This is a genomic window from Xanthomonas sp. 1678, assembly GCF_031455575.1.
GTDB lineage: Bacteria > Pseudomonadota > Gammaproteobacteria > Xanthomonadales > Xanthomonadaceae > Xanthomonas_A.
The window spans coordinates 294,601-320,098 of record NZ_JAVDSZ010000003.1 but is presented as its reverse complement, the minus strand read 5'-3'; the positions used below and the strand labels follow the sequence as shown (position 1 = coordinate 320,098).

General features: G+C 66.6%; 14 protein-coding genes and 1 tRNA gene. 2 read left to right on the top strand and 13 right to left on the bottom strand.

What is annotated here, in order from left to right; genetic code table 11:
• Positions 1-6 precede the first annotated feature (6 nt).
• Both J2Y70_RS07635 and J2Y70_RS07630 read right to left on the bottom strand, forming a co-directional pair.
• On the bottom strand, positions 7-5,349 hold the full coding sequence (locus tag J2Y70_RS07635) for an RHS repeat-associated core domain-containing protein (RefSeq protein WP_309915449.1): 5,343 nt from the start codon (positions 5,347-5,349) through the stop codon (positions 7-9).
• Between the two features lie 63 nt (positions 5,350-5,412).
• Positions 5,413-10,242 (bottom strand): IPT/TIG domain-containing protein, encoded by a 4,830-nt coding sequence (locus tag J2Y70_RS07630; RefSeq protein ID WP_309915446.1) that lies wholly within the window; start codon positions 10,240-10,242, stop codon positions 5,413-5,415.
• A 248-nt stretch (positions 10,243-10,490) separates the two neighbouring features.
• Between J2Y70_RS07630 and J2Y70_RS07625 the strand changes: the two genes are divergently transcribed.
• Complete coding sequence (locus J2Y70_RS07625; protein WP_309915443.1) at positions 10,491-11,507, top strand: cytochrome c peroxidase; 1,017 nt, start codon at positions 10,491-10,493, stop codon at positions 11,505-11,507.
• Here J2Y70_RS07625 and J2Y70_RS07620 read toward each other — a convergent pair.
• The 7 genes from J2Y70_RS07620 to pcnB all read right to left on the bottom strand — a co-directional run bounded on the left by J2Y70_RS07620 (position 11,504) and on the right by pcnB (position 18,308).
• The gene (locus tag J2Y70_RS07620; RefSeq protein WP_309915441.1) at positions 11,504-11,953 is read right to left on the bottom strand and encodes a hypothetical protein; all 450 of its coding nucleotides are present in this window, start codon (positions 11,951-11,953) and stop codon (positions 11,504-11,506) included. The genes J2Y70_RS07625 and J2Y70_RS07620 overlap by 4 nt on opposite strands.
• Positions 11,954-12,091: 138 nt before the next feature.
• A complete protein-coding gene (gene pgi / locus J2Y70_RS07615; RefSeq protein WP_309915438.1) occupies positions 12,092-13,606 on the bottom strand; it encodes a glucose-6-phosphate isomerase in 1,515 nt (504 codons plus the stop codon).
• Positions 13,603-13,983: an aspartate 1-decarboxylase gene (gene panD, locus J2Y70_RS07610; RefSeq protein ID WP_003470181.1), complete on the bottom strand. Its 381-nt coding sequence runs from the start codon at positions 13,981-13,983 to the stop codon at positions 13,603-13,605. The genes pgi and panD overlap by 4 nt, the downstream gene beginning before the upstream one ends.
• 786 nt (positions 13,984-14,769) lie before the next feature.
• Positions 14,770-15,609 carry a pantoate--beta-alanine ligase gene (gene panC / locus J2Y70_RS07605; protein WP_309915436.1) on the bottom strand — a complete coding sequence of 280 codons (840 nt, stop codon included), beginning with the start codon at positions 15,607-15,609 and terminating at the stop codon, positions 14,770-14,772.
• Positions 15,606-16,424: a 3-methyl-2-oxobutanoate hydroxymethyltransferase gene (gene panB / locus J2Y70_RS07600; RefSeq protein ID WP_309915433.1), complete on the bottom strand. Its 819-nt coding sequence runs from the start codon at positions 16,422-16,424 to the stop codon at positions 15,606-15,608. The genes panC and panB overlap by 4 nt, the downstream gene beginning before the upstream one ends.
• Before the next feature lie 31 nt (positions 16,425-16,455).
• A complete protein-coding gene (folK, locus tag J2Y70_RS07595) occupies positions 16,456-16,968 on the bottom strand; it encodes a 2-amino-4-hydroxy-6-hydroxymethyldihydropteridine diphosphokinase (RefSeq protein WP_309915430.1) in 513 nt (170 codons plus the stop codon).
• Positions 16,965-18,308 (bottom strand): polynucleotide adenylyltransferase PcnB, encoded by a 1,344-nt coding sequence (gene pcnB / locus J2Y70_RS07590; protein ID WP_263398126.1) that lies wholly within the window; start codon positions 18,306-18,308, stop codon positions 16,965-16,967. Before pcnB ends, folK begins: the two co-directional genes overlap by 4 nt.
• 103 nt (positions 18,309-18,411) lie before the next feature.
• Here pcnB and J2Y70_RS07585 point away from each other — a divergent pair.
• A tRNA-Glu gene (locus J2Y70_RS07585) sits at positions 18,412-18,486 on the top strand.
• Between the two features lie 192 nt (positions 18,487-18,678).
• Here the strand turns inward: J2Y70_RS07585 and J2Y70_RS07580 are convergent.
• The 4 genes from J2Y70_RS07580 to J2Y70_RS07565 form a co-directional block, all read right to left on the bottom strand.
• The gene (locus tag J2Y70_RS07580) at positions 18,679-20,109 is read right to left on the bottom strand and encodes a sugar porter family MFS transporter (RefSeq protein ID WP_309915425.1); all 1,431 of its coding nucleotides are present in this window, start codon (positions 20,107-20,109) and stop codon (positions 18,679-18,681) included.
• Positions 20,110-20,199: 90 nt separating this feature from the next.
• Positions 20,200-21,540 carry a xylose isomerase gene (gene xylA, locus J2Y70_RS07575; RefSeq protein WP_309915422.1) on the bottom strand — a complete coding sequence of 447 codons (1,341 nt, stop codon included), beginning with the start codon at positions 21,538-21,540 and terminating at the stop codon, positions 20,200-20,202.
• 39 nt (positions 21,541-21,579) lie between these two features.
• The gene (gene xylB, locus J2Y70_RS07570; protein ID WP_263398123.1) at positions 21,580-23,073 is read right to left on the bottom strand and encodes a xylulokinase; all 1,494 of its coding nucleotides are present in this window, start codon (positions 23,071-23,073) and stop codon (positions 21,580-21,582) included.
• On the bottom strand, positions 23,070-25,478 hold the full coding sequence (locus J2Y70_RS07565; protein WP_309915419.1) for a glycoside hydrolase family 95 protein: 2,409 nt from the start codon (positions 25,476-25,478) through the stop codon (positions 23,070-23,072). Before J2Y70_RS07565 ends, xylB begins: the two co-directional genes overlap by 4 nt.
• Positions 25,479-25,498 lie beyond the last annotated feature (20 nt).

Below are 25,498 nucleotides of genomic sequence, written 5' to 3'. Positions count from 1 at the left end.
AGCCCATCAAAAGGGAAAGTCACCGCCAGGCTTATAGACGCCACACATCCTTGAACAATTCCCGCCAGGATTTTCCCTTCCCGATGACCTGCCGAGCAGATTTGCCATTTGATCATCTGCCGAATCAGAGGGCTTGTCCCCTTTTACATTCTGATCAAACCACTCTCGACCGTCGCTTATACACTGCGCAGCAGCAGATCCACCCATGCCTTTTTGTGCCGCCTGGCAATTTGCCATACAGTGAAAGTACTTGTCTTGTCCTATCCATCCATTATGCCCCCCGCCTACCACATGAGTAGCTGACCACTGCTTGGCGTATTGCGAGCCAAAATCACCAGAACCTACAATATAAGCACCAGAAAAACCAAGCGCCTCCAAGGTTCTATTCACATAATAACGCCAATTTACAGTATACCCGCCAGTTTCCGTCGCAGTTATTCCTGGCTGAGAGTTTTGCAACCCAAGGGGGTCAATATAGCCCAACGGATTTCCATTCACATAAACATATGAATTGATGCCTGCGGCCAAGCCAATAGGGTCTTCACTTATGAATCGCCCCAACGTCGGATGGTAGTAGCGAGCGCGATAGTAATAGAGTCCGCTTACGTCGTGCTCTCGACCTGTATATTGATACGGATTACTGATACCTGTAGTTGTTTGGCTGGTCTGGCCGTAGGGGCTGTAGTCGTAGCGCTGGATCAGGGCACCGCTAGTATTGGTCAAGGCACGGGTGCTGCCAAGCGCATCGCTCAGGAAATATGTACGACCACTCGCCTCATTGCGTGAATAGCGTTTATCGATACCTGGACCGGTCAGAATTGGATTGACCGTACTGCCCTGTGTCTCCTGTACCGTGTCCAGTCCATCGTACAGGTACACGCTAGTTTGACCTGCTTCAGTCTTGCCAACACGTCGACTGAGTGCATCGTAGGCGAAGCTGGCGATGCTCGCCGCGCCCTGCTTGATCTCGACAAGTTGGTTGCGGGTATTCCAGACGTAAGTCCGCACCCCATCCGAAACCAAATTGCCGTTGGCATCGTAGCTCAGCGCTTGGCCATCAGCCTGGGTCTGGCGCTGGTTGTCGTCGAAGACACCGGTGCGCGCATTCGGCAGCATCTGCGGGGCGAAGCTGCCGGTCTGGGTGACCAGACGCCCGACGCGATCATAGCCGTACCCCAAATCCCCAAGCTCCGACCCGTCAGGCTTCAGCCAGGCGATGCCGGTGGTTTGATCGGCATTGTTGTAGGCATAGCCGGTCTTGACGCCGTTCGGCAACGTGGTTTCGGTCAGGCGATCGGCATCGTCGTACTCGAAGGATACCGTCTCGCTGCCCTGCAGCAGGGCGCTCAGGCGATCAACGACGTCATAGCGGTACTCCAATGCCGCCTGGCTGGCCGCGATCATCTTGGTGCGTCGGCCGACCGCATCGTACTCATAAATGATATTGCCTTGCGGGGTTGAGGCCTTGGTCACCTGATCGAACAGGTCGTACTCCCAGCCCAGGCTTCCCGATACCGAATCGACCAGCGAGATACGGCGATTGCCGGCGTCGTAAGTGGAGGTCTGAGTGCTTCCGTCTGCCTCGGTCACCACGGCCAATCGCCCAAGTACATCATAGGTGAAGGTCTTCTTCTGGCCCTTGCGGTCGGTGTAGCTGTCCACACGATCCATCGTGTCGTAGGTCCACGATTCGGATTGGCCCAGCGCATCGGTGCGGGTCAACGGACGATTGCGGTCGTCGTAGGTGTAGGTGATGCCGTTGCCGTGCGGCAACAGGACCGCCAGGACATTGCCGTTCTTGTCGTAGCCGATTTCGGTGACCTGGCCGGATGGGTCGTAGGCTTTGCTGACCCTGCCCAGCGCGTCGTATTCCTGTCGCGACGCATTGCCCAAGTCGTCCCGTGTACCGACCACGCGCCCCAGGATGTCGTAGCGCAGCCTCGTACTGCGGCCGAGCGGATCCACCATCCTGGACAGATCGTAGCCTTCGTACTCGAATGCGACCGTCTGTCCTATTGCGTTGGTTGCGCTTAGCGGGAGCCCCGCACCATCGCAGGTGAAGTGGGCACTACGGCCGCCGGGGTCGGTGACCGACGCCAGACAACGATTGGCATCGTAGGTCATCCGCGCGACCCGCCCCAGGGCATCCGTTGCCGAAAGAACATCGCCATCGCTGCTGTAACTGAACCGGGAAACGCGCGCCTGCGTGGTTCCTGCCAAAACGGTGATTTGAACTACCCTTCCGTCCGAGTCATACAGGTATTCGGTGCGCCGCCCGAGCGGATCAACGCTGGCCGTGGTCTGACCATAGGCGTTGCGCTCGAAGCTATGCGTCTGCTGCTTCTCGGTACCAAAGGCAAGGGTGTCGGTCTTCGGATAGAGACTGTTGGTATCGAAGACGACCCTGCGCTTGCTTCCGTCGGGGCTGGTGACCAGCACTCCGGTCGTGCCGCCGTCGACGTGTGCGTAATTGATGGTGAATACGCCGCCATCTGCCTGGGTCTGCTTGATCACCCTGCCGGTAGAGACGCCATTGACGATCTCGAACTCGTTCAGCAGCACGCGTTTGCCGCGGGCATCGGTGATGGACTGCATCCGATGCTGGGCCAGCGCATTGCTTTGGATCCGGGTCTGGTAGGCATAGGACTTGCTGCCGCCATCCGGATACCCCACCGTGGCCAAAAGGCCATTGCTGTCATAGGCATAGGTCCAGGTGTTGCCGGCATTGTCGGTCGCGGCCTTGATGCGGTTGCCGGCATCGTACTCAAGACTGAAATAGCGTCCGCTGGGCGACACGATGCGCGAGACCATGCCCGCGTCGTAGAGCAATGTGGTCCGGTTGCCATACCGGTCCTCCATCCAACGCAGACGGGTGTCCATGTAGCTGGAGAACTGCATGCGGCTGCCATCGCGCAAGGTCAGACGGAAACCTCGCCCCCACGGTTGCAGCGGATCCGGATCGTAGACCGACTGCAGGACGGCACCGGAAAATTGCGTGGTGGACCCCGCTTGCCGCCACTCGCCGCGTGGACCGGTGCCTGACGCACGATCGAAACGGATCGAGGCCCCGGTCGGCAGTACCAACTCGAGCGTATTGTAGGTTCCGCCAGGATTGTGGAGGTAATAGCTCCAGTTCGAGGCGGTACCGATACCGAAATCGCGCAGCTTCATGTCGTGCGGGCGGTAGCTGCGCGACAGGCTCAGCGGTACGACGTCGGCGATACTCAGGTCGGTTTCGGAATGGACGAACTCGCCGGTCTTCAGATCGATCGGATCTGCTGCGTTGGCGATGCCGCCACTGCCGGGTGTGCCGCAACAGTGCCCGTCGGGCGGCAGGCCTGGCTCGCTGGGCGGATCGTTGCTGGGAACGCTGTACATGCCGCCCATCGTCTGATGCAACGCAACGCCGGCTTCCGGGACGAAGTGCTTGCCGTCCGCGGACACCGTGCCCTTGCCGTAGACGCGCCATCCGTCAGTGGGGTCGTACATCCAGAAATTGGCCTGCGTCCCCGCCGCGTAACCGTCGTAGTTGGGGTAATAGACCTTGATGCCGTTGTCGGCCTTGGCATTCAGGCCGCGGATCTGTGCACCGCCAGGTTCGACAGTGAATGCCATCGGGTGGTTTTCGGTCACCGGGAATGGGGCGCGGTTGACCGGGGTCGGCACGATGGCCAGTTCGGTGACCAGGCGTCCTTTGCGATCGAGGACGACGGTGCCCTTGGGGATATGCAGCTGCAGGCCGGGAATATCCGGGTGGCCTACCACGATGTCCTGCTGGGTCGGCGATGCGATCCGGATCTTGTCGCGCGCGGCGATACGCGGCAGGTGCATCAGGTAACCCAGTTCGTTCAAGCGACCAGCCGCCACCTCGGTGCCGACCACGAACTGGCCGTACTCGACGCCCGCCGCGTTGGCGGAACTGCCATCGACGTAGATTTCCTGATGGCCTGCCGGCACGTCGAACAGGGTGAACCAGCCGTTGGCATCGGTGACGGCCAGTTCCTTGCCGATGCTGACCTCCACCCCGGCCACGGGTTGCTGGTCCACGCGCACCACGCGTCCACGCACCATCGTGACATGGTAGGTCGCGGCGATATGGGCGATACGCGCGTTGTGCTCGGGCTGCTGCGAGGCGCCGTAGATCCGCCAGCGGCTGTCGGTATTGTCTTGGCCGGGGTACCAGATGCCGTCGGCGAGCAGGCCGTGGGGGCGGCAAGGCCGGTCGCCGTTCGCGCATGCTGCCGCAGCCGTTCCGGTGCCGGTCGTCTGCACGACGGGCGCAGCGGCAGCGTCCTGGGCCGGCGCGGCCAGCATGGGCGCCGCGAGCCGTCCGTTCTCGTCGTAGGCGGCGGTGCGGAAATCCAGTGCGATCAGAGGAACGGCGTCCCCCGACGCACCACGGGCACCATCGATCATCAGGGTGTAGCGGGAATCCGGGAACAATGTCTGCCGCGGTTGCACGAACAGCAAACGGCCCTGCTCCACTGGCGCGATGCGCACCGCCACCCGCCCTTCGGGGCCGATCAAGGTGACCGTGCGCTCAGACAGGGTCGGCATGTGCAGCGAACGCGAGAAGCGCAGCGCGAGCCGTGTGCTCGGCGCCACACCGTCGGCCCCCTGCGTCGGCACGCTACCGGCAAGCCGTGGCGCTCCTGGTGGATCGGACAAATTGGCCGGATACGGAAGAAACCCACCGGCTAGGGGATCGAAGACCGCAGCGGTGGCGATACGCTGCGTGTTGGTGGACGCCGGCAACGCTACACGGCCATCGGCGAGTAGACGCGATTGCCCGTTGCCACCGCCCGGCAGATCCCCCGGCAAGGTGATGGCGCGACCGCTCGCTTCATCCCATACCTGCGCACCAGCGCCGCCACCGACGCCGCCGGCGAGCAACACGCGACCGTCGGTGAGTACCGTGGCGGTATGCCCGTAGCGCGCACGCAAGCCCAGCCCCGTCGCCGGCTCCAGAGAGGCGTTGGTCGGATCGAACCACTCGCCGTCGTCCTGCAAGCGGCCCTGGGCATCGCGACCTCCCCAGACGAGCACGCGTCCGCTCGGCAGCAACGTCACGCTGGCGTCGATGCGCGCGGACGGCAGCGCGATCTGGCGCGCTTGCTGGCCAGGCTGGCGATGCCGCAGCAAGCGTCCATCGGCTGCCAGCGTCAGTTCGCTCCCGTCGGCCAGCGTGATCGCACGCGATTGCCCCACCAAGACGGGAACCGTGCCGACACCGACCGCAGGAGTGATCGCCACCGACCAGACCGGTTGCTGGGATGCCGCCGTCGACGCCAGCGCGCCCAGCACCCCACCCAGGATCACGCTCTTCCATGCGTTGCTTAACCGCGTCATATGCTCGCTCCGCTCCATGCCTGCTGCCGATCTGCGTCCTTTCATCGGGATCGCGACGGTGTTCTAGGGCGTACTGTCCAAAGTGATGTCCATCGTTGCGGCGACGCCGTCGTCGGGGACGATCCGCAATTGATAGGTTCCGGTCGTCGGCAGCGCTGGAAAACTCAGATTGCTGGAGCCGGCGCTGGCGCTGAAGGATCTGTAGAACTGGCCGTCGGGCCGGTAGAGCGCGTAGGACACCGACCGGCCAACGGGCGTGGTCACCTGATTGGCGACACGCAGCAATACACCCTGTCCGGCTGTACCGCTGAAAGACAGCCCAGCTGTCTTGCCGTGCCGGTCCAACGCTATCGACTGCGTGACATCCCAGGCCAGCGACCCGACGACCCTGCTGGAGACCGAGGCAGTCAGCGAAAACGACTGATAGTCATCCGAGGGCACGACCACGACGCCGTAGCGTCCCGCCTGAGCATTGTCGATGGAGAACCCGCAGCCATACGTGTAGAAGCAATTCGTGCCGGTGGCGATTCTGCTGCCATCCGGGCGATAGAACGTCACATAGACCCAACCAAAGCCACTGCCTGCCAGCGCGATCTGGTTGAGCCCCAAGTCGAGTTTCTGCCCCGCCTGCGCATCGAACCAGAAGAAGCGGCCTGCACCGGGCTGACCCGCAGCGAACGGTTGGCTGCTATCCACGGCCACTGCAGTACCAGTGGACAAGGTGACGGAGGTGTCGACCGTCTGCCCATACTGGGGATCGACCACCACGCTGTACTTGCCGGCCGCCGGCAGGCTGCCCAGGCCGATCGCGGTGCCGGTAAGCGTCGACCCTGAAGTGAACAGGGTTCCGTTGGGCTGATAGACGCTGTAGTAGCTGATGCCGTCCACAGGCCTGGTCGCCTGGCCCTGCACCAGCACCGCGAGCTTGTCGCCAGCCTGACCCTGGAAGCTCAGCCGTGCATTCTGTCCGCGTCGTGCAACGGAGACGACAAGCGGCGTATCGCGCTGCAGATCCAGCGGAAGATCATTGGACAGCGTCACGTCGTAAGTCGCCGCTTGGTCTTCGCCTTGGCCGATCAACACCGCGTACTTGCCGGCGGCTAGGTTGCTCAGGTCGAAGTCGCAGCCGCCGCGTTCGACGTCGCAGTATGTGCCGCTTGCCAACGCGCTGCCGTCGGCTTTGTAGATGGACACAACCACACGTTGTCCCCCCGAGCCGACGATCTGCATGTCGCTGATGCCAAGTCCAAGGTTCTGCCCCTGACTGGCGATAAAAGAGAAGTGCTTGTACTGCGCCGGCAACCGGGTCACGACGTGCGAGGCAGGCCCATCGATCGGAAGCGGGCTTCCTGTGGAAAGCGTGATCTCCGATTCCAGCGGGCTTCCTGTCTGGCTGTAGACCTGGACGATGTACTCGCCGGACGTCGGCACGTTGATCAGATTGATGGCATCGCCGACCTTCATCGTCAGCGACCTCCACACAGAGCCATCCGGCCGCAACACGCTATAGCTCACATCGCGACCCACAGGCAGCGTCGTCTGCGCGGCGATTAGCAGCATCAGCGACTCGCCGGCCTGTGCCTGGAAGCGCAACCGCGCATTCTGGCCGTATCTGGGCAGCGCCAGATGCAATGGCTGATCGCGCGACAGTTGCTCCAGCAGCTCGGACGACAGCACCGCGCGGAACTTGATCGTCTGGCCCGCCGACGCCGGCGTCACCACGACGCTGTAGCGTCCGGCCAGCGTATTTCTCAGAGGGAACGAGCAGCCGTCTTGGACGAAGCAATTGCTGCTGTACAGCGTCGTGCCATTTGGACTGAAGATCGCAATATTGATGTAGTTCGCCGAATTGACTGCGATCTCCGTGATTCCCAGACCCAGATTCTGACCGGCCTGCGTCTCGATGGAGAAATGCACGCCTTGCCCTGCGGATGTCTGGTAAGTGCCGCCCGTGCCATCCAGTTCGACATTGCCATCCTGACCCGTGGACAGCTTCAGCTTGACCGACAGCAAGGCGCCCCCGGCCGGATCGACGAACACACGGTAATTTCCGGTCTCGGGGAGATTCGGCAAAGCCAAAATGGCGCTACCACCCGACGTCACCGTTTTCCACAGCGCCCCGTTCGGCCGATACACGGAATAAACCACATCGCGCCCTGCCGGGGTGGTCGCCGTTTCTGAGACGAGCAAGGCGAGACTCTCGCCGGCGCTACCGGCGAACGTCAGGCGCGCGTTCTGGGCAAAGCGTTGGATAGCCAGCGAACTCAACGCATCCTTCTGCAGGAACCCCGACACCTCGGTGGACAGCGTCGCCTTGAACGCCATGCTCTGCGAACCCGACTGCGGGGTCACCGTTACTCCGTAGTTGCCTGCGGCAAGATTCAGGAGATTGAACGCGCAACCGCCGGCGGCATAGCAAGTGGCCGTCGTGAGCGTGGAACCGTTGGGGTTGGCGATCTTGACGCTGACGTAGGTGCCGCTGCTCAGCGTGAGCTCGCCGATGCCCAATCCCAGGTTCTGCGAGGCCGACGCGCTGAAACTGAAGAACGTGCTCTGACCGGCAGCGGCCGTGTACTCGCCGCTGCTGGCATCCAACTGCAGCCCGCCCGCGGTTCCCGCCGTCACCAGCACTTTGGAGGACACGGTTGCGCCATGGCGCGGATCCATGACCAGGCGGTACGTGCCGGCGACCGGCATGTTCATCGTCAGGGTGCCCGAAGCGGAGACCGCCATCGACGACAAGGCTGTGCCGTCGGGTCTGTACACCCGGTAGTAGACCGAGCCGTTCGCCGGCACGGTGACCTGATCCGACACCTGCAACGCCAACGCATCACCGGCGTTGGCCTGGAACGACAGGACCGCGTTCTGCCCGCGCCGGTCGATGGCCACCTGACTGACCACGTCCCGCGTCAAAGCGAGCGCCATATCGCTGGACAGCGTCGCCTTGAAGCGCACCGTCTGCGTCACGGTAGCCGGCGCGACCACCACGCCGTAATGGCCGGCCACCAGATCCGGCAGATTCACATCGCATCCGTCATTGGCGATCTCGCATACCGCACCGGCTATCGGAGTTCCGTTGGGGCCGTAGATCGTGAGGTTGAGCGGGCCGCTCTCGTTCGACTGCAGCTCGCTCATGCCAAGCCCCAGATTCTGGCCGGCGGCTGCGGAGAAGGCGAAATAAACGCTGTCACCAGGCAGTTGCGTCTCGAATGCGCTAGCGTTGCCGTCGACGCCGCCACCGGCAGTCTGTCCGGCGTTCAAGCGCGCCTGCAGCCGCACGGTTTCGCCGAATCCGGGATCGACCAGAACCTGATACGTTCCGCTGGTCTTCGCCGTCACATAGGCCGTTCCCGCCGCGCGCACCGCCATCGAAGCGACACTGGTGCCATCGGGGGCGTAAACGCGATAGTACACATCGCGCCCTGCCGGCACGGTGACCTGGTTGGCCACCTGCAACGCGAAGGCATCTCCGGCCACGGCATCGAACGACAGGCGCAGGTTCTGCCCTCTGCGTAGCGTTTCGGCCACCACGTCCTGGTCCTTCGGCAGCGCCTGAAACAGATCCGACGACAGCAGCAGATTCAGGCGCATCGTACGTGCGCCGCTCGCGGCGGGCGTCAGCAGAACCTGATACATCGCCGATCGGGGAGCGGCGATGTTGAGCGCGCACCCGCTGTTGGCCTGATGGCAGTATTGATAGCCAAGGCTGACGCCGTCGGCATCGAACACCTGCAGCAGAACAGTACCCCAGCCAGCGGCGACCGGCGCCTGCTCGGTCACCGCCAGCCCCAGCTTGCTGCCGGCCTGCGCAAAAAAGGTGTACCGCTTGGCCTGCGCAGCCACCGCGGTGGCGACCGCCGTCTCGGCACCATCCAACATCAGCGCCTTGGCGCGTTCCACCGCCATTTTCCAGCTCGCCGAAGCCGTGCTTGGCGCAAGCAACAGCAGATATGTACCGCCGGCCTTCAATCGCGGCAGGTGCAGCGTCGGCTGGTCCGCGTTCACCGAGCCGCTGGCGATCTGCGTGTTGTCGGTACCAAACACACGATAGTTCACGGTCGCCGAGCCCAGCGACTGAAACTGCACGCTGAGGTAGTCGCCGGCCATGCCGGTGACGAGGACCGCGGCATATCTACCCGTGGCGGCCACATCGACCGCCGCGGCTTCCACGGCCAGGCGCGTCACGCTGGAGACATCGGCCGACGACACGCCCGCCGGCAACACCAGCACATCCTGGCTGCTCATCGCAGTGCCGTAGGGCGTGGTGACGGTGACCGGACCGCTGCCGCTTCTATCCGGCACCGGGAAAACGACGCTGGTGCCAGTCACACTTGAGAGGGGGACGGTCCTACGATCCAGCTTGGCGGCTGTCTGCCCAGCGACAGGCGACAGGTTCTGCCCATCGACGGTGATCGGCACGCCGGCGCTGGCGACCAACGGCGACACGCCGAGGATCAACGGCTGCCTGGCATTCGCATCCACCACGAAGCGTTGCGCGCTGCTCGCGCTCTGTCCGGCGACAGCGACCGAGACGGGGCCGGTGCTGGCGCCGGCGGGCACGAGTACCGTCAATTCGCGCGTGCTGGCCGCCACCACCGTGGCCGCTTGCCCGTTGAACGCCACGCTGTTGTTTGCCGGAACCGTGGCGAACCCCTGCCCCTGGATGAGCACGCGATCGCCCGCGGCGCCGCGCGCAGGGCTGAAGCCCAGCACCGCCAGGGTTCCGCTGGCCACACGCTCGACGGCGACGATATTGCCCATCGCATCGTAGCGGTAGCGCGCACTCTCCCCGGCGTCATTGCTTGCCGCAATCAAGCGCCCTTGCGCGTCATAGACATAGGAGGTGGCGATCGCGGCACAAGACAGGGACAGCAGGAAAAATGCCAGCAGCACCCTGCGAACGACCGGTTCCCGCCAGAAAAAGATGCATGAGCGCGTCAACCTCGCGCGCAAACCCACCGCCAAGCACGTCCTTGCGCTGCGACTTCCCATCGTCTCTTCCCTGAAAGACTGGCCACGTTGGCCGGCTGTCCCTTATGCTGAGCGGGCATCGCGCACTCGGCGATGGATAAATATCCAACTATTGGAATGGAGTCAATAGTGCTATGCCAGGGACGCACCGTCATCGCTCGGCAACATTGATGTGCGTGTTACTGGCCGTCTTATTGCTGTCCACCGGATGCAGCCCCCGCCAGGAGCAATCCGAACGCGCGAGGATCGCATTAGGCGCGGTGCTGTTCCACGATACGGATCTGAGTGCCGATGGCAGGACCAGTTGCGCCAGTTGCCATCGTGCCGATCGTGCCTATACCGATGGCGCATCGGTCTCCACGGGCACCGGCGGCCGTAAAGGCACACGCAATGCAACGAGCCTGCTCGACAGCCGCTTCATGTCGCGCTTTTTCTGGGATGGACGATCGGAAACGCTGGAAGCAGCTGTCGTCCAGCCACTGACCAATTCATTGGAAATGGGAATGCCAGACGACCAGGCCGTTCTGGCCACGATCGCGCGTAAAGCGGAATATTCTCCGCTAGTGAAAGCTGCGTCTCCCGGTCGCAAACCGGACATGAACACAGTCGCCGCCTCGCTCTCGGCATATATCCGCTCGCTGCCGGCACCGCCTACTCGCTTCGAAAAATATGCTGTGTCCGAAGGCGCTTCGGCTTACATGACCGAGGATGAAGTCGAGGGCCTGAAATTATTCTCTGGAAAAGCAGGCTGCACCGATTGCCATAAGCTCGGCACTTCCCCTGCCACGACGAGCGACAATCGCTTTCACCATGCAGGCATTGGCTTCAACCAGGTCGCCGGCAACGTCTCCGCCCTGCTCGACGCATTGGAGCAGCAGAAAAAGAACGGGAAAACACTGGGAGAATCCATCCTTTCCGACGTCAAGTTCGCCGAGCTTGGACGATTCGCGATCACCCAAGAGCCACAGGACCTAGGTGCTTTTCGCACGCCCTCGTTACGAACGGTAGCGCTCACCGCTCCCTACATGCACGATGGCAGCATCGCGGACCTGGCATCGGCGGTGGAGCACGAGGTGTATTACCGTAATCTCGCGCGCGACAAACTCATCAGCCTGACAGCGGAAGAGAAGCACAAGCTGGTTCTCTTCCTGACCGCCCTCTCCAGCACCGATGACCCGCCGGACTAGGAACCAGCATTCGCCGGGCTTGTTTCTGCCCCCACCACATCCACGTCCTGCTGGGATGCGAGTTTCCCATCCAAGGTCACTTCCAGCATGTAGCGTCCGGGCTTCCAGCCTTGCGCATTCTCGAAGCGGAATGACTGCACATGCGCGGACTCGTCGATAGATCGCTCGGCCACGCCCACCTGCTGCCCATCGCGCAGGTCGAGCAGTTTCGCCCTCAGCACTTGTCCGCGCGCGGCGCCTTGTAGCTTGACGTCCGCCAATATCGGCGCATCTGCCGTCTGCGGCTTGGGCATGCCGTTTTCCGCAGTGCCGAGCCTGACTTCGACGACGCTCAGCGGCGAGACCGTGCTCGCCGATTTTGATTCAGGCTCCTTCTTTTGGCAGGCCGCCGACAGCGCACCTGCCAGCAGAATTGCGACAACCGCTACAGCTTTTGGCTTGTTCATCCATTCACTCCCGTCGGACCGATTCCCGATACCACTTCCATGCGATAGGCCAATCATAAAGGCGGCACCCCGGCTTACGCCATCGACAAGATCGCCATGGCGTTCGCAACTCCGCTTGGGATGCCGCTTCGATCCGTCTCAGCCGCGCAACCGCGCCAGCACCGCGCGCGTCACCGGGTCGGCGACCTCGGTGCCCTCGCCCTGCAGCGCCGGCAGCAGCTGGCTGGCCAGCTGCTTGCCCAGTTCCACGCCGAACTGGTCGAAGGCGTTGATGCCCCAGATCACCGACTGCACGTAGACGCTGTGCTCGTACATCGCGATCAGCGCGCCCAGCGCCTGCGGGGTCAGCGCGTCGAGCAGGATCAGCGTGCTCGGGCGGCCGCCCGGGTAGTCGCGGTGCGGGTCGTCGCTGCCCTGCCCGTTCGCCAGCGCTTCGGTCTGCGCCAGCAGGTTGGCCAGCAGCGCCTGGTGGTTGATCGTGTACGGGTCGTCGTTGCGGATGCAGCCGATGAAATCGGCCGGCACCACGCTGGTGCCCTGGTGCAGCGCCTGGAAGAAGCTGTGCTGCACGTCGGTGCCGGCGCCGCCCCACCACACCGGCACGGTATCGGCCTGCACCGGCGTGCCGTCCAGCTGCACGCGCTTGCCCAGGCTCTCCATCACCAACTGCTGCAGGTAGGCCGGCAGCAGCGCCAGGCGCTGGTCGTAGGTCATCACCGCCTGCGTGGCATAGCCGAGCACGTTGCGGTTCCACAGCGTGGTCAGCGCGTGAAGCACCGCGACGTTGCGCTGCAGCGGCGCGGTCAGCGCGTGTTCGTCGAACTGCGCGGCGCCGGCCAGCAACTGCTCGAAGCCGTCGGCGCCGATCGCCAGCGCGATCGGGAAGCCCACCGCCGACCACAGCGAATAGCGCCCACCGACCCAGTCCCACATCGGCAGCACGCGGCTGGCGGCGATGTCGAAGGCCTTGGCGGCACGCTCGGGATTGGCGCTGACCGCGTACAGGCGCTCGCTGCCGCCGAGCCAGTCGCGCAGGATCTGGCCGTTGAGCAGGGTTTCCTGGGTGCCGAAGGTCTTGGAGATCAGCACGCCGGCGGTGCGCGCCGGATCCAGCGTGGCCAGCGTGCGCTGCATCGCCGCGCCGTCGACGTTGGAGACGAAATGCACGCGGAAGCGCGCGCCGTCGACCGGACGCAGCGCGTCGGCGACCAGGCGCGGGCCCAGGTCGGAACCGCCGATGCCGACGCTGACGATGTCGGTGACCTCGGTCTGCGCCAGCGCGTCGATCAGCGCGCGCATGCGCTGCTGCACTTCGCGCGCGCTGGCGTTGGCTGCGGCCGCGACCGGCGCGCCGCTGAGATCGCCGCGCAAGGCGGTATGCAACGCGGCGCGGCCTTCGGTGACGTTGACCGTCTCGCCGCGGAACAGGCGCTGGAACGCGCCGGCCACGTCGTGTTCGGCGGCCAGCGCGAGCAGCGCGTCGAGCGCGGCGCGGTCGTACTTCTGCCGCGCGAAGTTGAAGTACAACGGCCCGACCTGCAGCGCCAGGTCGTCGACCCGGCCGGGCTCGGCGGCCAGCAGTTCGGGAAGGCGCGCCCCGCGCAGGCGCTGGGCGTGGGAATGCAGTGCGTCGAAACCGTTGGACTGTGTCATGCGGCCTGCTTCGGGATGCTGTGGTTGGTATGGGTGATCTTGTTGGCGCCGTCCACGTAGACCAGGGTCGGCTGGAAGCGCGCGGCTTCCTCTTCGCTCATGCCGGCGAAGGCGGCGATGATGATCAGGTCGCCGACCTGCACGTGGCGCGCGGCGCCGCCGTTGAGCGAGACGATGCCGCTGCCTTCGTCGGCGCGGATCGCGTAGGTGCTGAAGCGCGCACCGTTGGTGACGTCCCAGATGTGCACCTGCTCGAACTCGCGGATGCCGGTGGCGTCCAGCAGCAGCCCGTCGATGGCGATCGACCCTTCGTAGTTGAGCTCCGAATGGGTGACGGTGGCGCGGTGGATCTTGGTCTTCAACAGGCTCAGTTGCATGCTTGCGGTGCTGCGGTGGGGAAAGGTGCGCAGTTTAGCAGCCGGGGGGTTAAGCGGCAGTGGCAGCAAGGCTTGGCGGCAGGTGTATGCGTTGTCCGCTGCGCGTCCCGGCATGCCGGCCGCAGGACATGATTTGGCTGCTCGATGCGGCAATGCGCGATGCGGGCGACGCCAACCGCGGCCGGCCGAGCGGCGGCTCCCGCGGCGTGGATAGCGTCGCCAAGCGGCGTGCCTGACGGCTTCGGACAGCGTCGGGGCTGAAGCCCCTCCCACAGTGCACCCAGCTGGCTCGCCGCACGCCCCTGCAAGAGCGGCTTCAGCCGCGACAAACGAAGCGGAAGGCGCGACGGCTTCGGACACATCGGGGCTGAAACCCCCTCCTACAGCGCACCCAGCTGGCTCGCCGCAAGTCCCGTAGGAGCGGCTTCAGCCGCGACGAACGAAGCGGCAGGCGCGACGGCTCCGGACACAGTCGGGGCTGAAGCCCCTCCTACAGCGCACCCAGCTGGCTCGCCGCACGCCCCTGCAGGAGCGGCTTCAGCCGCGACGAACGAAGCGGAAGGCGCGACGGCTTCGGACACGGCCTTGGCTGAAGCCCCTCCTACAGTGCACCCAGCCGATTCACAGCAACCCCCTGTAGGAGCGGCTTCACGAAGCGGCGCGCTCGACAGCCCCCTGTGGGAGCGACTTCAGTCGCGACGCGCGAAGCCTGCCGGCGATCCACCACCTCGACCGCATTCGACGCGGTGCCGACACCGACGCCGCGGCAGCCGCACCAGCCGCCGCTCAGAACTCCAGATTGTCGATCAACCGGGTACGCCCCAGGCGCGCGGCGATCAGCGCCACGCGCGGACCGGCCTCGTCCTGCGGCTCGCTCAGATCGGGCAGGCGCAGCACGGTGTAGTCGACGTCGAAGCCGGCGTCCTGCAACTGCCTGGTCGCCGCCGCCTCGGTCTCGGCGCGCGGGTTGCCGGCCAGGTGGCCGTCGCGCATCGCCAGCAGGGTCTGGCGGATCTGCGCCGCGCGCGGCCGTTCCTCGGCCGACAGGTACTGGTTGCGCGAGCTCATCGCCAAGCCGTCGGCCTCGCGCACGATGCTGCCGCCCAGGATCTCGATCGGGAACGCCAGGTCGGCGACCATCTGCCGGATCACCGCCAACTGCTGGTAGTCCTTCTTGCCGAAGGCGGCCAGGTCCGGCTGCACCTGGTTGAACAGGCGCGCGACCACGGTGCAGACGCCGTCGAAATGGCCGGGCCGGCAGGCGCCCTCCAGCACTTCGCTGACCCCGGGCGTGTGCATGCGCAACGCCAGCTCCACGCCCAGCGGGTACATGCTCTCCACCGTCGGCAGCCACAGCGCGTCGCAGCCGGCGTCCTCCAGGCCGCTGGTGTCGGCTTCGGGGGTGCGCGGGTAGCGGGTGAAGTCCTCGTTCGGTCCGAACTGGGTCGGGTTGACGAACACGCTGGATACCACCCGGTCGGCGTATTGCCGGGCCAGCATCACCAGCGAGAAATGCCCGGCATGCAGGTTGCCCATGGTCGGCACGAAGGCCACGCGCAGGCCCTGCCGCTTCCAGCCGGAAACGACGGCGCGCAGCCGGGCCAGGTCGGTGATGGTTTCGATCATTTGGCGTAGGCGTGTTCGGCGTCGGGGAAGGTGCCGGCGCGCACGGCGTCGGCGTAGGCGCGCACGGCGCCGGCGATGGAGCCGCCTTCGGCCAGGAAATCCTTGACGAAGCGCGGGCGGCGATGACCGCTGTCCAGGCCCAGGAAGTCGTGCAGCACCAGCACCTGGCCATCGCAGTCGGGACCGGCGCCGATGCCGATGGTGGGGATGTCGACCTCGGCGGTGATCCGCGCGGCCAGCGGCGACGGCACGCACTCGAGCACCAGCAGCGTGGCGCCGGCCGCGGCCACCGCCTTGGCATCGGCCAGCAGCTTGGCCGCGGCGGCCTCCTCGCGGCCCTGGATCTTGTAGCCGCCGAAGGTCAGCACCGACTGCGGGGTCAGGCCCAGGTGCGAACACACCGGGATGTCGCGCTCGCTGAGGAAGCGGATCACCTCCAGCTTGTGCCCGGCGCCCTCCAGCTTGACCATCTCCGCGCCGGCCTGCAGCAACCGGGTCGATGCGTCCAGCGCGCGCTCGGGGGTGGCGTCGGACTGGAACGGCAGGTCGGCCACCAGCAGCGCGCGCTGCAGCACCCGCGCCACCGCGGCGGTGTGGTAGGCGATGTCGTCCACGGTCACCGGCAGGGTCGAGTCGTGGCCCTGCACCACCATGCCCAGCGAATCGCCGATCAGGATCAGGTCCACCCCGTTGGCGTCGAACGCGCGCGCGAAACCGGCGTCGTAGGCGGTCAGCATCACCAGTTTCTGCCCGCGGCGCTTGGCCTCGGCCAGGGCGGGGACGGTCCAGGGTTTGCTGTCGGCGTGGCTGCTCATAAGCTCATGCGGTGCGGTGATAAGCCGGGCATTATCTACCGATTGGCACGATCCCGTCGGTTTCGATGCGGTCGCGTATGTCACGCACCGTTCCATGGCCGGGAATGGTCGCGTCCGCCGCGATCTCGGCCAGCGGCAGCAGCACGAAACCGCGCTGGTGCAGGTAGGGATGCGGCACCTGCAGCCCGGGCAGGTCGATCACCGCGTCGGCGTACAACAGCAGGTCCAGGTCCAGGGTGCGCGGGCCCCAGCGCTCGCCGGGGGCGCGCTGGCGGCCGTGGCGCCCTTCCAGCGCCAGCAGCGCCTGCAGCAGTTCGGGCGCCGGCAGCGCGGTGCTCAGCACGGCGGCGGCGTTGATGAAGTCCGGCTGCGCCTCATTGCCCCAGGCCGGGCTGCGGTACAGCTGCGAGGCGCGCAGCAGGCGGGTGTGCGGCAGCGTGTCGAGCGCGGCGATGGCCGCGCGCAGGGTCGCGGCCGCATCGCCGAGGTTGCCGCCCAGGCCGATGCAGGCCTGCACCGGCGCGGCGGAAAGCGGCTCGCTCACTCGGCCGGGGCGGCGGCATCCGGACGCCGGCGCCGGCGCCGGCGGCGCTTGGGGGTTTCCTCGCTGTCGGCCGGGGCCATCGCCACCTCGTCGCCGACGTAGTCGATTTCCGGGTCGAAGCCGCGCGGCGGCGGCGCGTAGCCGGGCTGCTGCTGCAGTTCGCGCCAGTAGGCGATATCGGCTTCGTGCTCGGCCGAGGCCGACTGGCGCAGGATCAGGAAGTCGAACGCGGCGCGGAAGCGCGGGTGCGACAAGGTCCGCACCACCCGCTTGCGCTGGCGCGAGGTGAAGCGCGACTGCAGCAACCAGATCTCCTGCATCGGCAGCGAGAACCGCCGCGGCAACGCGACCGTGCTCAGCTGGTGCAGGGTCACCCGGTCGGCGGCGCGGCGCTGCGCCTCCTCCAGCTGCATGCCCTGCTTCTGCAGCGCCATCAGCGCGCGGCAGTAGGCCGGCCACAGCAGCAGCGCGAACAGGAACGCCGGCGACACCGGCTCGTCGTTGGCCACCCGCGCATCGGTGTTGCGCAGGCCCTCGATCAGCATCCGCCGCAGCGCGCCGCTGCGGTTGGAGGCGAGCGCCGCCGCGCTCTCCGGGAACAGCGCGGCGAGCAGGCCGTAGCGCTCCAGGCCTTCGAAGCTGGCCACGCCGTCGCCGGACAGGAACAGCTTCAGCACTTCCTCGAACAGCCGTGCCGGCGCCGCTTCGGCCAGCAGCCCGGCCAGGCGCGGGATCGGTTCGGCGGTGGTCGGCTCGATCTCGAAATCCAGCTTGGCGGCCAGGCGCACCGCGCGCAGCATGCGCACCGGGTCTTCGCGGTAGCGCTGCTCGGGGTCGCCGATCATGCGCATCAGCCGCGCCTGCACGTCGGCGAAGCCGCCGGTGTAGTCGCGCACCGAGAAGTCCTCGATCGCGTAGTACAGCGCGTTGCAGGTGAAGTCGCGGCGCACCGCATCGTCCTCGATGCTGCCGTAGACGTTGTCGCGGACCAGGCGGCCGTTGTCGAGCTCGCGGTCGCCGCTGCCGTCGTCGACGTTGGCGCGGAACGTGGCCACCTCGATGATCTCGCGGCCGTAGACCACGTGCGCCAGGCGGAAGCGGCGGCCGATCAGGCGGCAGTTGCGGAACAGCTGCTTGACCTGTTCGGGGGTGGCGTCGGTGGCGACGTCGAAGTCCTTGGGCTGCAGCTCGACCAGCAGGTCGCGGACCGCGCCGCCGACCAGGTACGCGCCGAAGCCGGCTTCGCGCAGCCGGTACAGCACGCGCAGCGCATTGGGACTGATGTCCTTGCGCGAGACGTTGTGCTGATCGCGCGGGATCAGCTGCAGAGTGAACGGCACAGGAACTGGCGGGTTGATGATGGCGCTTCCGTATCGAGTTGCGGGATTGCCGGCGAGCGGCTAGCCCCATATACTAGCGCCCTGCAATCGATGCGACCAACCTGCTCCCTTCGTCTAATGGTTAGGACGTGGCCCTCTCAAGGCTAAAACAGGGGTTCGAGCCCCCTAGGGAGCACCATCGCCGCTTCGCCTGCAGTGAAAACCACAAAAGCCCCGCATCTGCGGGGCTTTTGCGTTGTGGGACCGTCCGAGGCGGCGCCCCGCACTGGGCGAGGCACCGCGCGCTGCGAAACCGGCCGTGGCCGCGATCCGCCCCGCCGACGGCCGTCTCGCCCGGAACCGGCGCGGCCTGGGCCGCGCCGGCATGGACTCAGCCTTGCATCTGCTCCAGCTCGCGGCCCTTGGTCTCGTAGACGTACTTGAGCACGAAGAACACCGAGATGAACGCGGCCACGGTGTAGATGCCGTAGGCGCCGGCCAGGCCGATGCTGCCGAGCAGGACCGGGAACGACACGGTGATGAGGAAGTTCGAGGTCCACTGCGCCGCGCCCGCCACCGCCAGGCCGGAGCCGCGGATCTGGTTGGGGAACATCTCGCCCAGCATCACCCACATCACCGGGCCCCAGGACATGTTGAAGAAGATCACGTAGACGTTGGCCGCGATCAGCGCCAGCCGGCCCATGCCCGGCGACATCGCCAGCTTGCCGGCTTCGTCCAGCGAGGCGCTGGCGAAGGCCAGCGTGACCAGCGCCAGCGACACCGCCATGCCCGCCGAGCCGACCCACAGCAGCGGTTTGCGCCCGATCTTGTCGATCAGCATCACCGTGATCAGGCAGGCGCCGATGCTCAGCGCGCCGGACAGCACGTTGATCAGCAGCGAGTCGCTTTCGGAGAAACCCACCGCCTGCCACAGCACCGCGCCGTAGTAGAACACCACGTTGATGCCGACCAGTTGCTGGAAGGTGGCCAGGCCGATGCCGATCCACACGATTGGGCGCACCTTGCCGGTGACCTTGCTGACCAGGTCCGACAGCTTCGGCTTGTGCTGGTCGGCCGCCAGCGAGGCGGAGATCTCGGTCAGCTTGGCCTGCGCTTCGCGCGGGCCGTAGAGCTTGGTCAACACCACCAGCGCGGCGTCGCGGCGGCCCTTGACCACCAGGTAGCGCGGGCTCTCCGGGATCGCCAGCAACAGCAGCAGGAACACCAGCGAGGGGAAGGCCTGCATCCAGAACATCCAGCGCCACGCGGCCTGGCCCAGCCACAGCGGCTCGGTCGAGGCGCTGGCCAGCTTGACCAGCAGGTAGTTGCTCAGGAACGCGCTGAACAGGCCGCTGATGATGGCGATCTGCTGCACCGTGGCCAGCCGGCCGCGGTAACGCGCCGGGGCGACCTCGGCGATGTACGCCGGCGACATCACGCTGGCCGCGCCGACCGCGAAGCCGCCCATGACCCGGGCGAAGACGAAGAACAGGGAGCTGTGCGCGGCGCCGGCGCCGATCGCCGACAGCAGGAACAGCACCGCGGAAATGATCAGCACCGCGCGGCGGCCGAGCCGGTCGGCCAGCCAGCCGGCGAAGAACGCGCCGAACGCGCAGCCCAGCAGCATCGAGGCGACCTCGAAGCCGGTGCCGGCGGCGCTGGAATGGAAGGTCTGCTTGAGGCCGTCGACGGTGCCGTTGATCACGCCGCTGTCGAAGCCGAACAGGAAGCCACCGATGGTGGCGACGCAACTGATGAGGATGATGAGACGCGTGTTCTCGCCTGCGCCATCGGCGTGGCGGTCTAGGGATACGCTGGACATTGAGTCACCTGGTGTCGTGCAGAAAGGAGAACGGCCATCGCGGGAAGAGACGGCACGGCCGGCGGTCGCGCGACCGCCGGCCGTCGCGCATCAGCGGATCAGGTACTGGTTGATCAGGTTCTCGTAGGCTTCCTGGCGGCCGCTGACCTGGGTCGGTTCACCGGCCTTGGCCGCGTGCGCCGCCAGGTCCGCCAGGGTGCTGCTGCCGGCGGCGAACGCCGCGCCGGCGCCGCTGTCGAAGCTGCTGTAACGCTCTGCGCGCCACTGCTCCAGCGGCGAGGACGTCAGCAGCGCATGCGCAACCTCCAGCCCGCGCGCGAACGCGTCCATGCCGCCGATGTGCGCCAGGAACAGGTCCTGCGGATCGGACGACTCGCGCCGCACCTTGGCGTCGAAGTTCAGCCCGCCCGGCGCCAGCCCGCCCTGCCGCAGCACCACCAGCATCGCCCCCACCGTATCGTACAGGTCGGTCGGGAACTGGTCGGTGTCCCAGCCGTTCTGCGGATTGCCGCGGTTGGCGTCGATGCTGCCCAGCAGGCCCGCATCGGACGCCACCTGCAGGTCGTGCTCGAAGCTGTGGCCCGACAGCGTGGCGTGGTTGGCCTCGATGTTGAGCTTGAAGTCCTGGTCCAGCCCGTGCTGGCGCAGGAAGCCGATCACCGTGGCGCTGTCGAAATCGTACTGGTGCTTCATCGGCTCCATCGGCTTGGGCTCGATCAGGAAATTGCCGGTGAAGCCGATGCTGCGGCCGTAGTCGCGCGCGATGGTCAAAAAGCGCGCCATGTTGTCCTGCTCGCGCTTCATCTGCGTGTTGTGCAGGCTGGCATAGCCTTCGCGGCCACCCCAGAACACGTAGTTCTCCCCGCCCAGCTCCACCGTGGCGTCGAGCGCGGCCTTGACCTGCACCGCCGCGCGCGCGACCACGTTGAAGTCCGGGTTGGTCGAGGCGCCGTTCATGTAGCGCGGGTGCGAGAACAGGTTTGCGGTGCCCCACAGCAGCTTGATGCCGGTGTCGGCCTGGCGCTGCTTGGCGATGCCGACCATGTGCTGCAGATTCTTCTCGTACTGGCCGACATCGTCGGCGTCCGGCGCCAGGTCGATGTCGTGGAAGCAGTAGTACGGCACGCCGAGCTTGGTGAAGAACTCGAACGCCGCATCGGCCTTGGCTTCGGCGCGGCCCAGCGCATCGCTGCCCGCGTCCCACGGATAGGCGCGCGTGCCCGGCCCGAACGGATCGGCGCCGTTGCCGCAGAAGCTGTGCCAGTACGCCACCGCGAAGCGCAGGTGCTCGGCCATGGTCTTGTCGCCGATGCGCTTGTTCGCATCGTAGACCTTGAACGCCAGCGGGTTGTCCGAGGCCTTGCCTTCGAACGCGATGCGGCCGATGCCCGGGAAGTATTCCTTGGCGCCGATGTAGACGGAGTTGCTCATGACGAAATCCTGGTGTGCGTTTGCGGGGGAAAGTGTGGGTCAGCCGGCGTAGAGCGGGCCAATGGCGTGCAAGTGTTTCAGGAAGGTCTGGTAGTGCGCCTGGTACTGCGCGCCGCGTTGCGGATCCGGCTGCGCCGACAGCGCGGCCTCGTCCTGCTGGTGCTGCAGCACCACCTCGGCCAGGCTGGCGCGGTCGCCCTGCGCGTGGCCGTCGGCCCACAGCGCCTGCAGCGCGGCGCCGAACGCGGCGCCCTCGGCCTGCGCCGGCACGTGCACCGGCAAGCCGAACAGGTCGGCGATGAGTTGCCGCCACCCTGCGCTCTTGCTGCCGCCGCCGGTGACGTAGATCGAATCGAACGCCAGCCCGGCGTCGACGAAGGCGTCGTAGCCGTTGCGCAGGCTGTAGGTCGCGCCTTCCATCGCCGCACGGTAGAAATGCGCCGGGGTGGTGTTGTGCAGGTCCATGCCGGTCATGCAGCCACGCGCGGCCGGCAGGTTCGGGGTGCGCTCGCCGTTGAAGAACGGCAGCAGCACCAGCCCGCCGGCGCCGGGCGCGGTGGCGTCGAGCAAGGCCTCGCCCTGCCCGGTCTTGATCCCGAACAGGCGCGAGATGGTCTCGGTGGCCACGGTGCAGTTCATCGTGCAGATCAGCGGCAGCCAGCCGCCGCTGGACGAGCAGAACGCGGCCCAGCGCGCGGCATCGTCGACCACCGGCCGGTCGGCGTACGCGAACAGCGTGCCGGAGGTACCCAGGCTCATCGTCAGCCGCCCGGGCACCACGTTGCCGGTGCCGATCGCGGCCATCATGTTGTCGCCGCCGCCGGTGGCCACGCGCACGTCGCCCGGCAGCCCCAGGGTCTGCGCCGCGGCCGCGGACAGGGCGAAGGTGGTCTCGGTCGGCACCAGCGGCGGCAGCGCCGCGGCCAGGTCGCGCTGCGGATCGATCGCCTGCAGCAGCGGCGCCGACCATTGCCGTGTGCGCACGTCCAGCCAGCCGCTGCCGGAGGCGTCGCCGAACTCGGTGTAGCGCTCGCCGGTCAGCCAGAAATTGACGTAATCGTGCGGCAGCAGCACCGAGGTCATGCTGGCGTAGGCCTCGCTGCGGTGCTTGCGCGTCCACGGCAGTTTGGAAGCGGTGTAGCCGGCCAGGATCGGGTTGCCGGCCAGTTCCACGCAGCGCTGTTCGCCGCCGGCGGCCTGCATGATCTCCTCGCACTCGCGCTGGGTGCTGGTGTCGCACCACAGCTTGACCGGCGCGGTCACCTGCCCTTGCGCGTCCACCGGCACGAAGCCGTGCTGCTGGCCGGAGACCGAAATCGCGCGCACCTGCGCGCGTTGCTCGGCGCTCAGCGCGGCGAAGCAGGCGACGATGCCGTCGATCCACCACTGCGCCTGCTGCTCGCGGGTGCCGTCGTCGCGGCTGATCAGTTCCAGCGCGTGGCCGTGCGTGGCGACCACGCGGCGGCTGTCCGCATCGTAGGCCAGCAGCTTGACGCTCTGCGTGCCGACGTCCAGGCCGATGTACAGACTCATTGCCGCACCAGCCGATCGTTGCGCAAACCCAGTTCCATCGTCGCTCCAGGGGAAAGATCGGCGGTCAGGGTCTGCCCGCCGTAGACCAGAGTGTAGTGCCCGCCGCGGTCGCTGCTCAGCCGCGCATGCTGCAGGCGGCCATCGCGCCACGCCAGATCGACCCCGGCCGCGCCGCGCACGCGCAATCCGCGCACCTCGCCGCGCGGCCAGGCCTGCGGCAGCGCCGGCAACAGCCAGATGCTGTCGCCCCAACTCTGCAGCAGCATCTCGGTGATGCCGGCAGTGCCGCCGAAGTTGCCGTCGATCTGGAACGGCGGATGCGCGTCGAACAGATTCGGGTAGGTGCGCTCGGGCGACAGCAGCATCGCCAGAATACGATGCGCGTGCTCGCCGTCGTGCAACCGCGCCCACAGGTTCAGGCGCCAACCGATGCCCCAGCCGGTAGCGCTATCACCGCGGATCTGCAAAGAGCGCCGCGCCGCGGCGGCCAGCTCCGGGGTGTCGCGCAGATTGATCTGGCTGGAGGGATGCAGCGCATACAGGTGCGAGACGTGGCGATGGTGGATTTCCGGGGCCTGCATGTCCCAGTCCTGCTGCCATTCCTGCAGCTGCCCGGCACGGCCGATCCGGTCCGGCGGCAGCTGCGCGCGCAGTTCGGCCAGGCGCGCGCCGAAGGCCGCATCCACGCCCAGCAGCTCGCCCATTTTGATGCACTGCGCAAAAAGATCGCGCAACAATTGCGCATCCATCGCCGGGCCGGCGCACAGTGCGGCACCGAACGGATGCTGGTTCTCCGGCGACAGCGACGGGTTGGTCACCATCGCACCGGTGTGCGGATCGCGCACCAGGGTGGCGACGAAGAACTCGGCCGCGCCCTTGAACAGCGGATAGATGCGTCGCAGGTAGGCGCGGTCGCGGCCGTAGTCCCAGCGGTCCCACAGCTGCTGCAGCAGCCACACCCCGCCCATCGGCCACAGGCTCCACTTCACGCCGTCGATCGGCCCGGCCTGGCGCCACAGGTCGGTGTTGTTGTGCACCACCCAGCCCGGCGCGGCGTACATCGCCCGCGCGGTGCGGGCACCGGTTTCTGCCAGATCGAACAACATGGATTCCAGCGGTTCCACGCATTCGTGCAAGGCGTTGGCTTCGCTGGGCCAGTAGTTCATCTGCGTATTGATGTTGATCGTGTACTTGCTCTCCCACGGCGGCTGCATCAGGTCGTTCCAGATGCCCTGCAGGTTGGCCGGCTGGCTGCCCGGCCGCGAGCTGCTGATCAACAGGTAGCGGCCGTACTGGTGGTAGAGCGCGGCCAGCGCCGGATCGTTGCCGTCGGCGAAGCGCTGCACGCGTTCGTCGGTGGGCAGCTGCGCGGCGTCGCTGCTGCCCAGGTCGATCGCGACCCGGCGGAACAGCCGCCGGTGCGCGGCCAGGTGCCGCTCCAGCAATCGCGCGTAGGGCAATGCGGCCGCCTTGCGCAGCTGCGCGGCGCTGAGCGCGAGCGGATCGCCGCCGACGTCGTCGTAGCGGCGGTAGCTGGTGGCCGCGGTCAGCAGCAGCACCACTTCGTCGGCGCCTTCGATGCGGATCCGCCCGCGCTCGACGCGGGTCTGGCCGCCAGTGGCCTGCGGCAACACACGCAACGCAAAGCGCAGCCCGCCCTCGATGCCGGCGAATCCGGCATTGCGCCCGGCGTACAGCAGCGCGCCCTGCTCGTCGCTGACCTCGCCCGCCTGCGGACTGTCGATGCCGATGCGCAGCGAGATGCGGCCGGGTTTGTCGCAGGACAGCCGCACCACGATGCACTGCTCGGTCGACGAGACGAACACCTCGCGCAGGTGGGTGGCGCCGCCGGACGCGAAGCGGGTGCTGGCCAGCGCCGTGTCCAGGTCCAGTTCGCGCCGATAGCCGTCGATGCCGTCGGCACGGTCGTAGTCCAGCAGCAGGTCGGCCAGCGGCTGGTACGGCATCTGCTTGCGCGGGCGCGACAGCATCTTCGCGTCGGCCAATGCCTCGGCCTCGGCATAGCGGCCAGAGAAGATCAACGCACGCACCTGCGGCAGCGCCGCCAACGCCTCCGGCGAGGTCGCATCGTAGGGCTGGCCCGCATACAGCGTGTCTTCGTTCAACTGCAGGCGTTCGTGGGCGATGCCGCCCCACACCATCGCACCGAGCCGGCCGTTGCCGACCGGCAGCGCCTCCACCCACTGCGTGGCCGGGCGCGGGTACCACAGGGTCAGCGCGGCCGGATCCGCAGGCGCTGCCGCAGTCGCGGCCGCGTCCGCGGCCGCCGACGGTGTGCGCTCGGCGGCCGCGGCTGCGCCGGCCGCGACCGGCACGGACAGCCCGGTCACCAGGCCGGCGCCGATCGCCTTGCACAGTTCGCGGCGGGTCAGCGCGATGCTCATCCTGCCTCCCCGCGCGGATG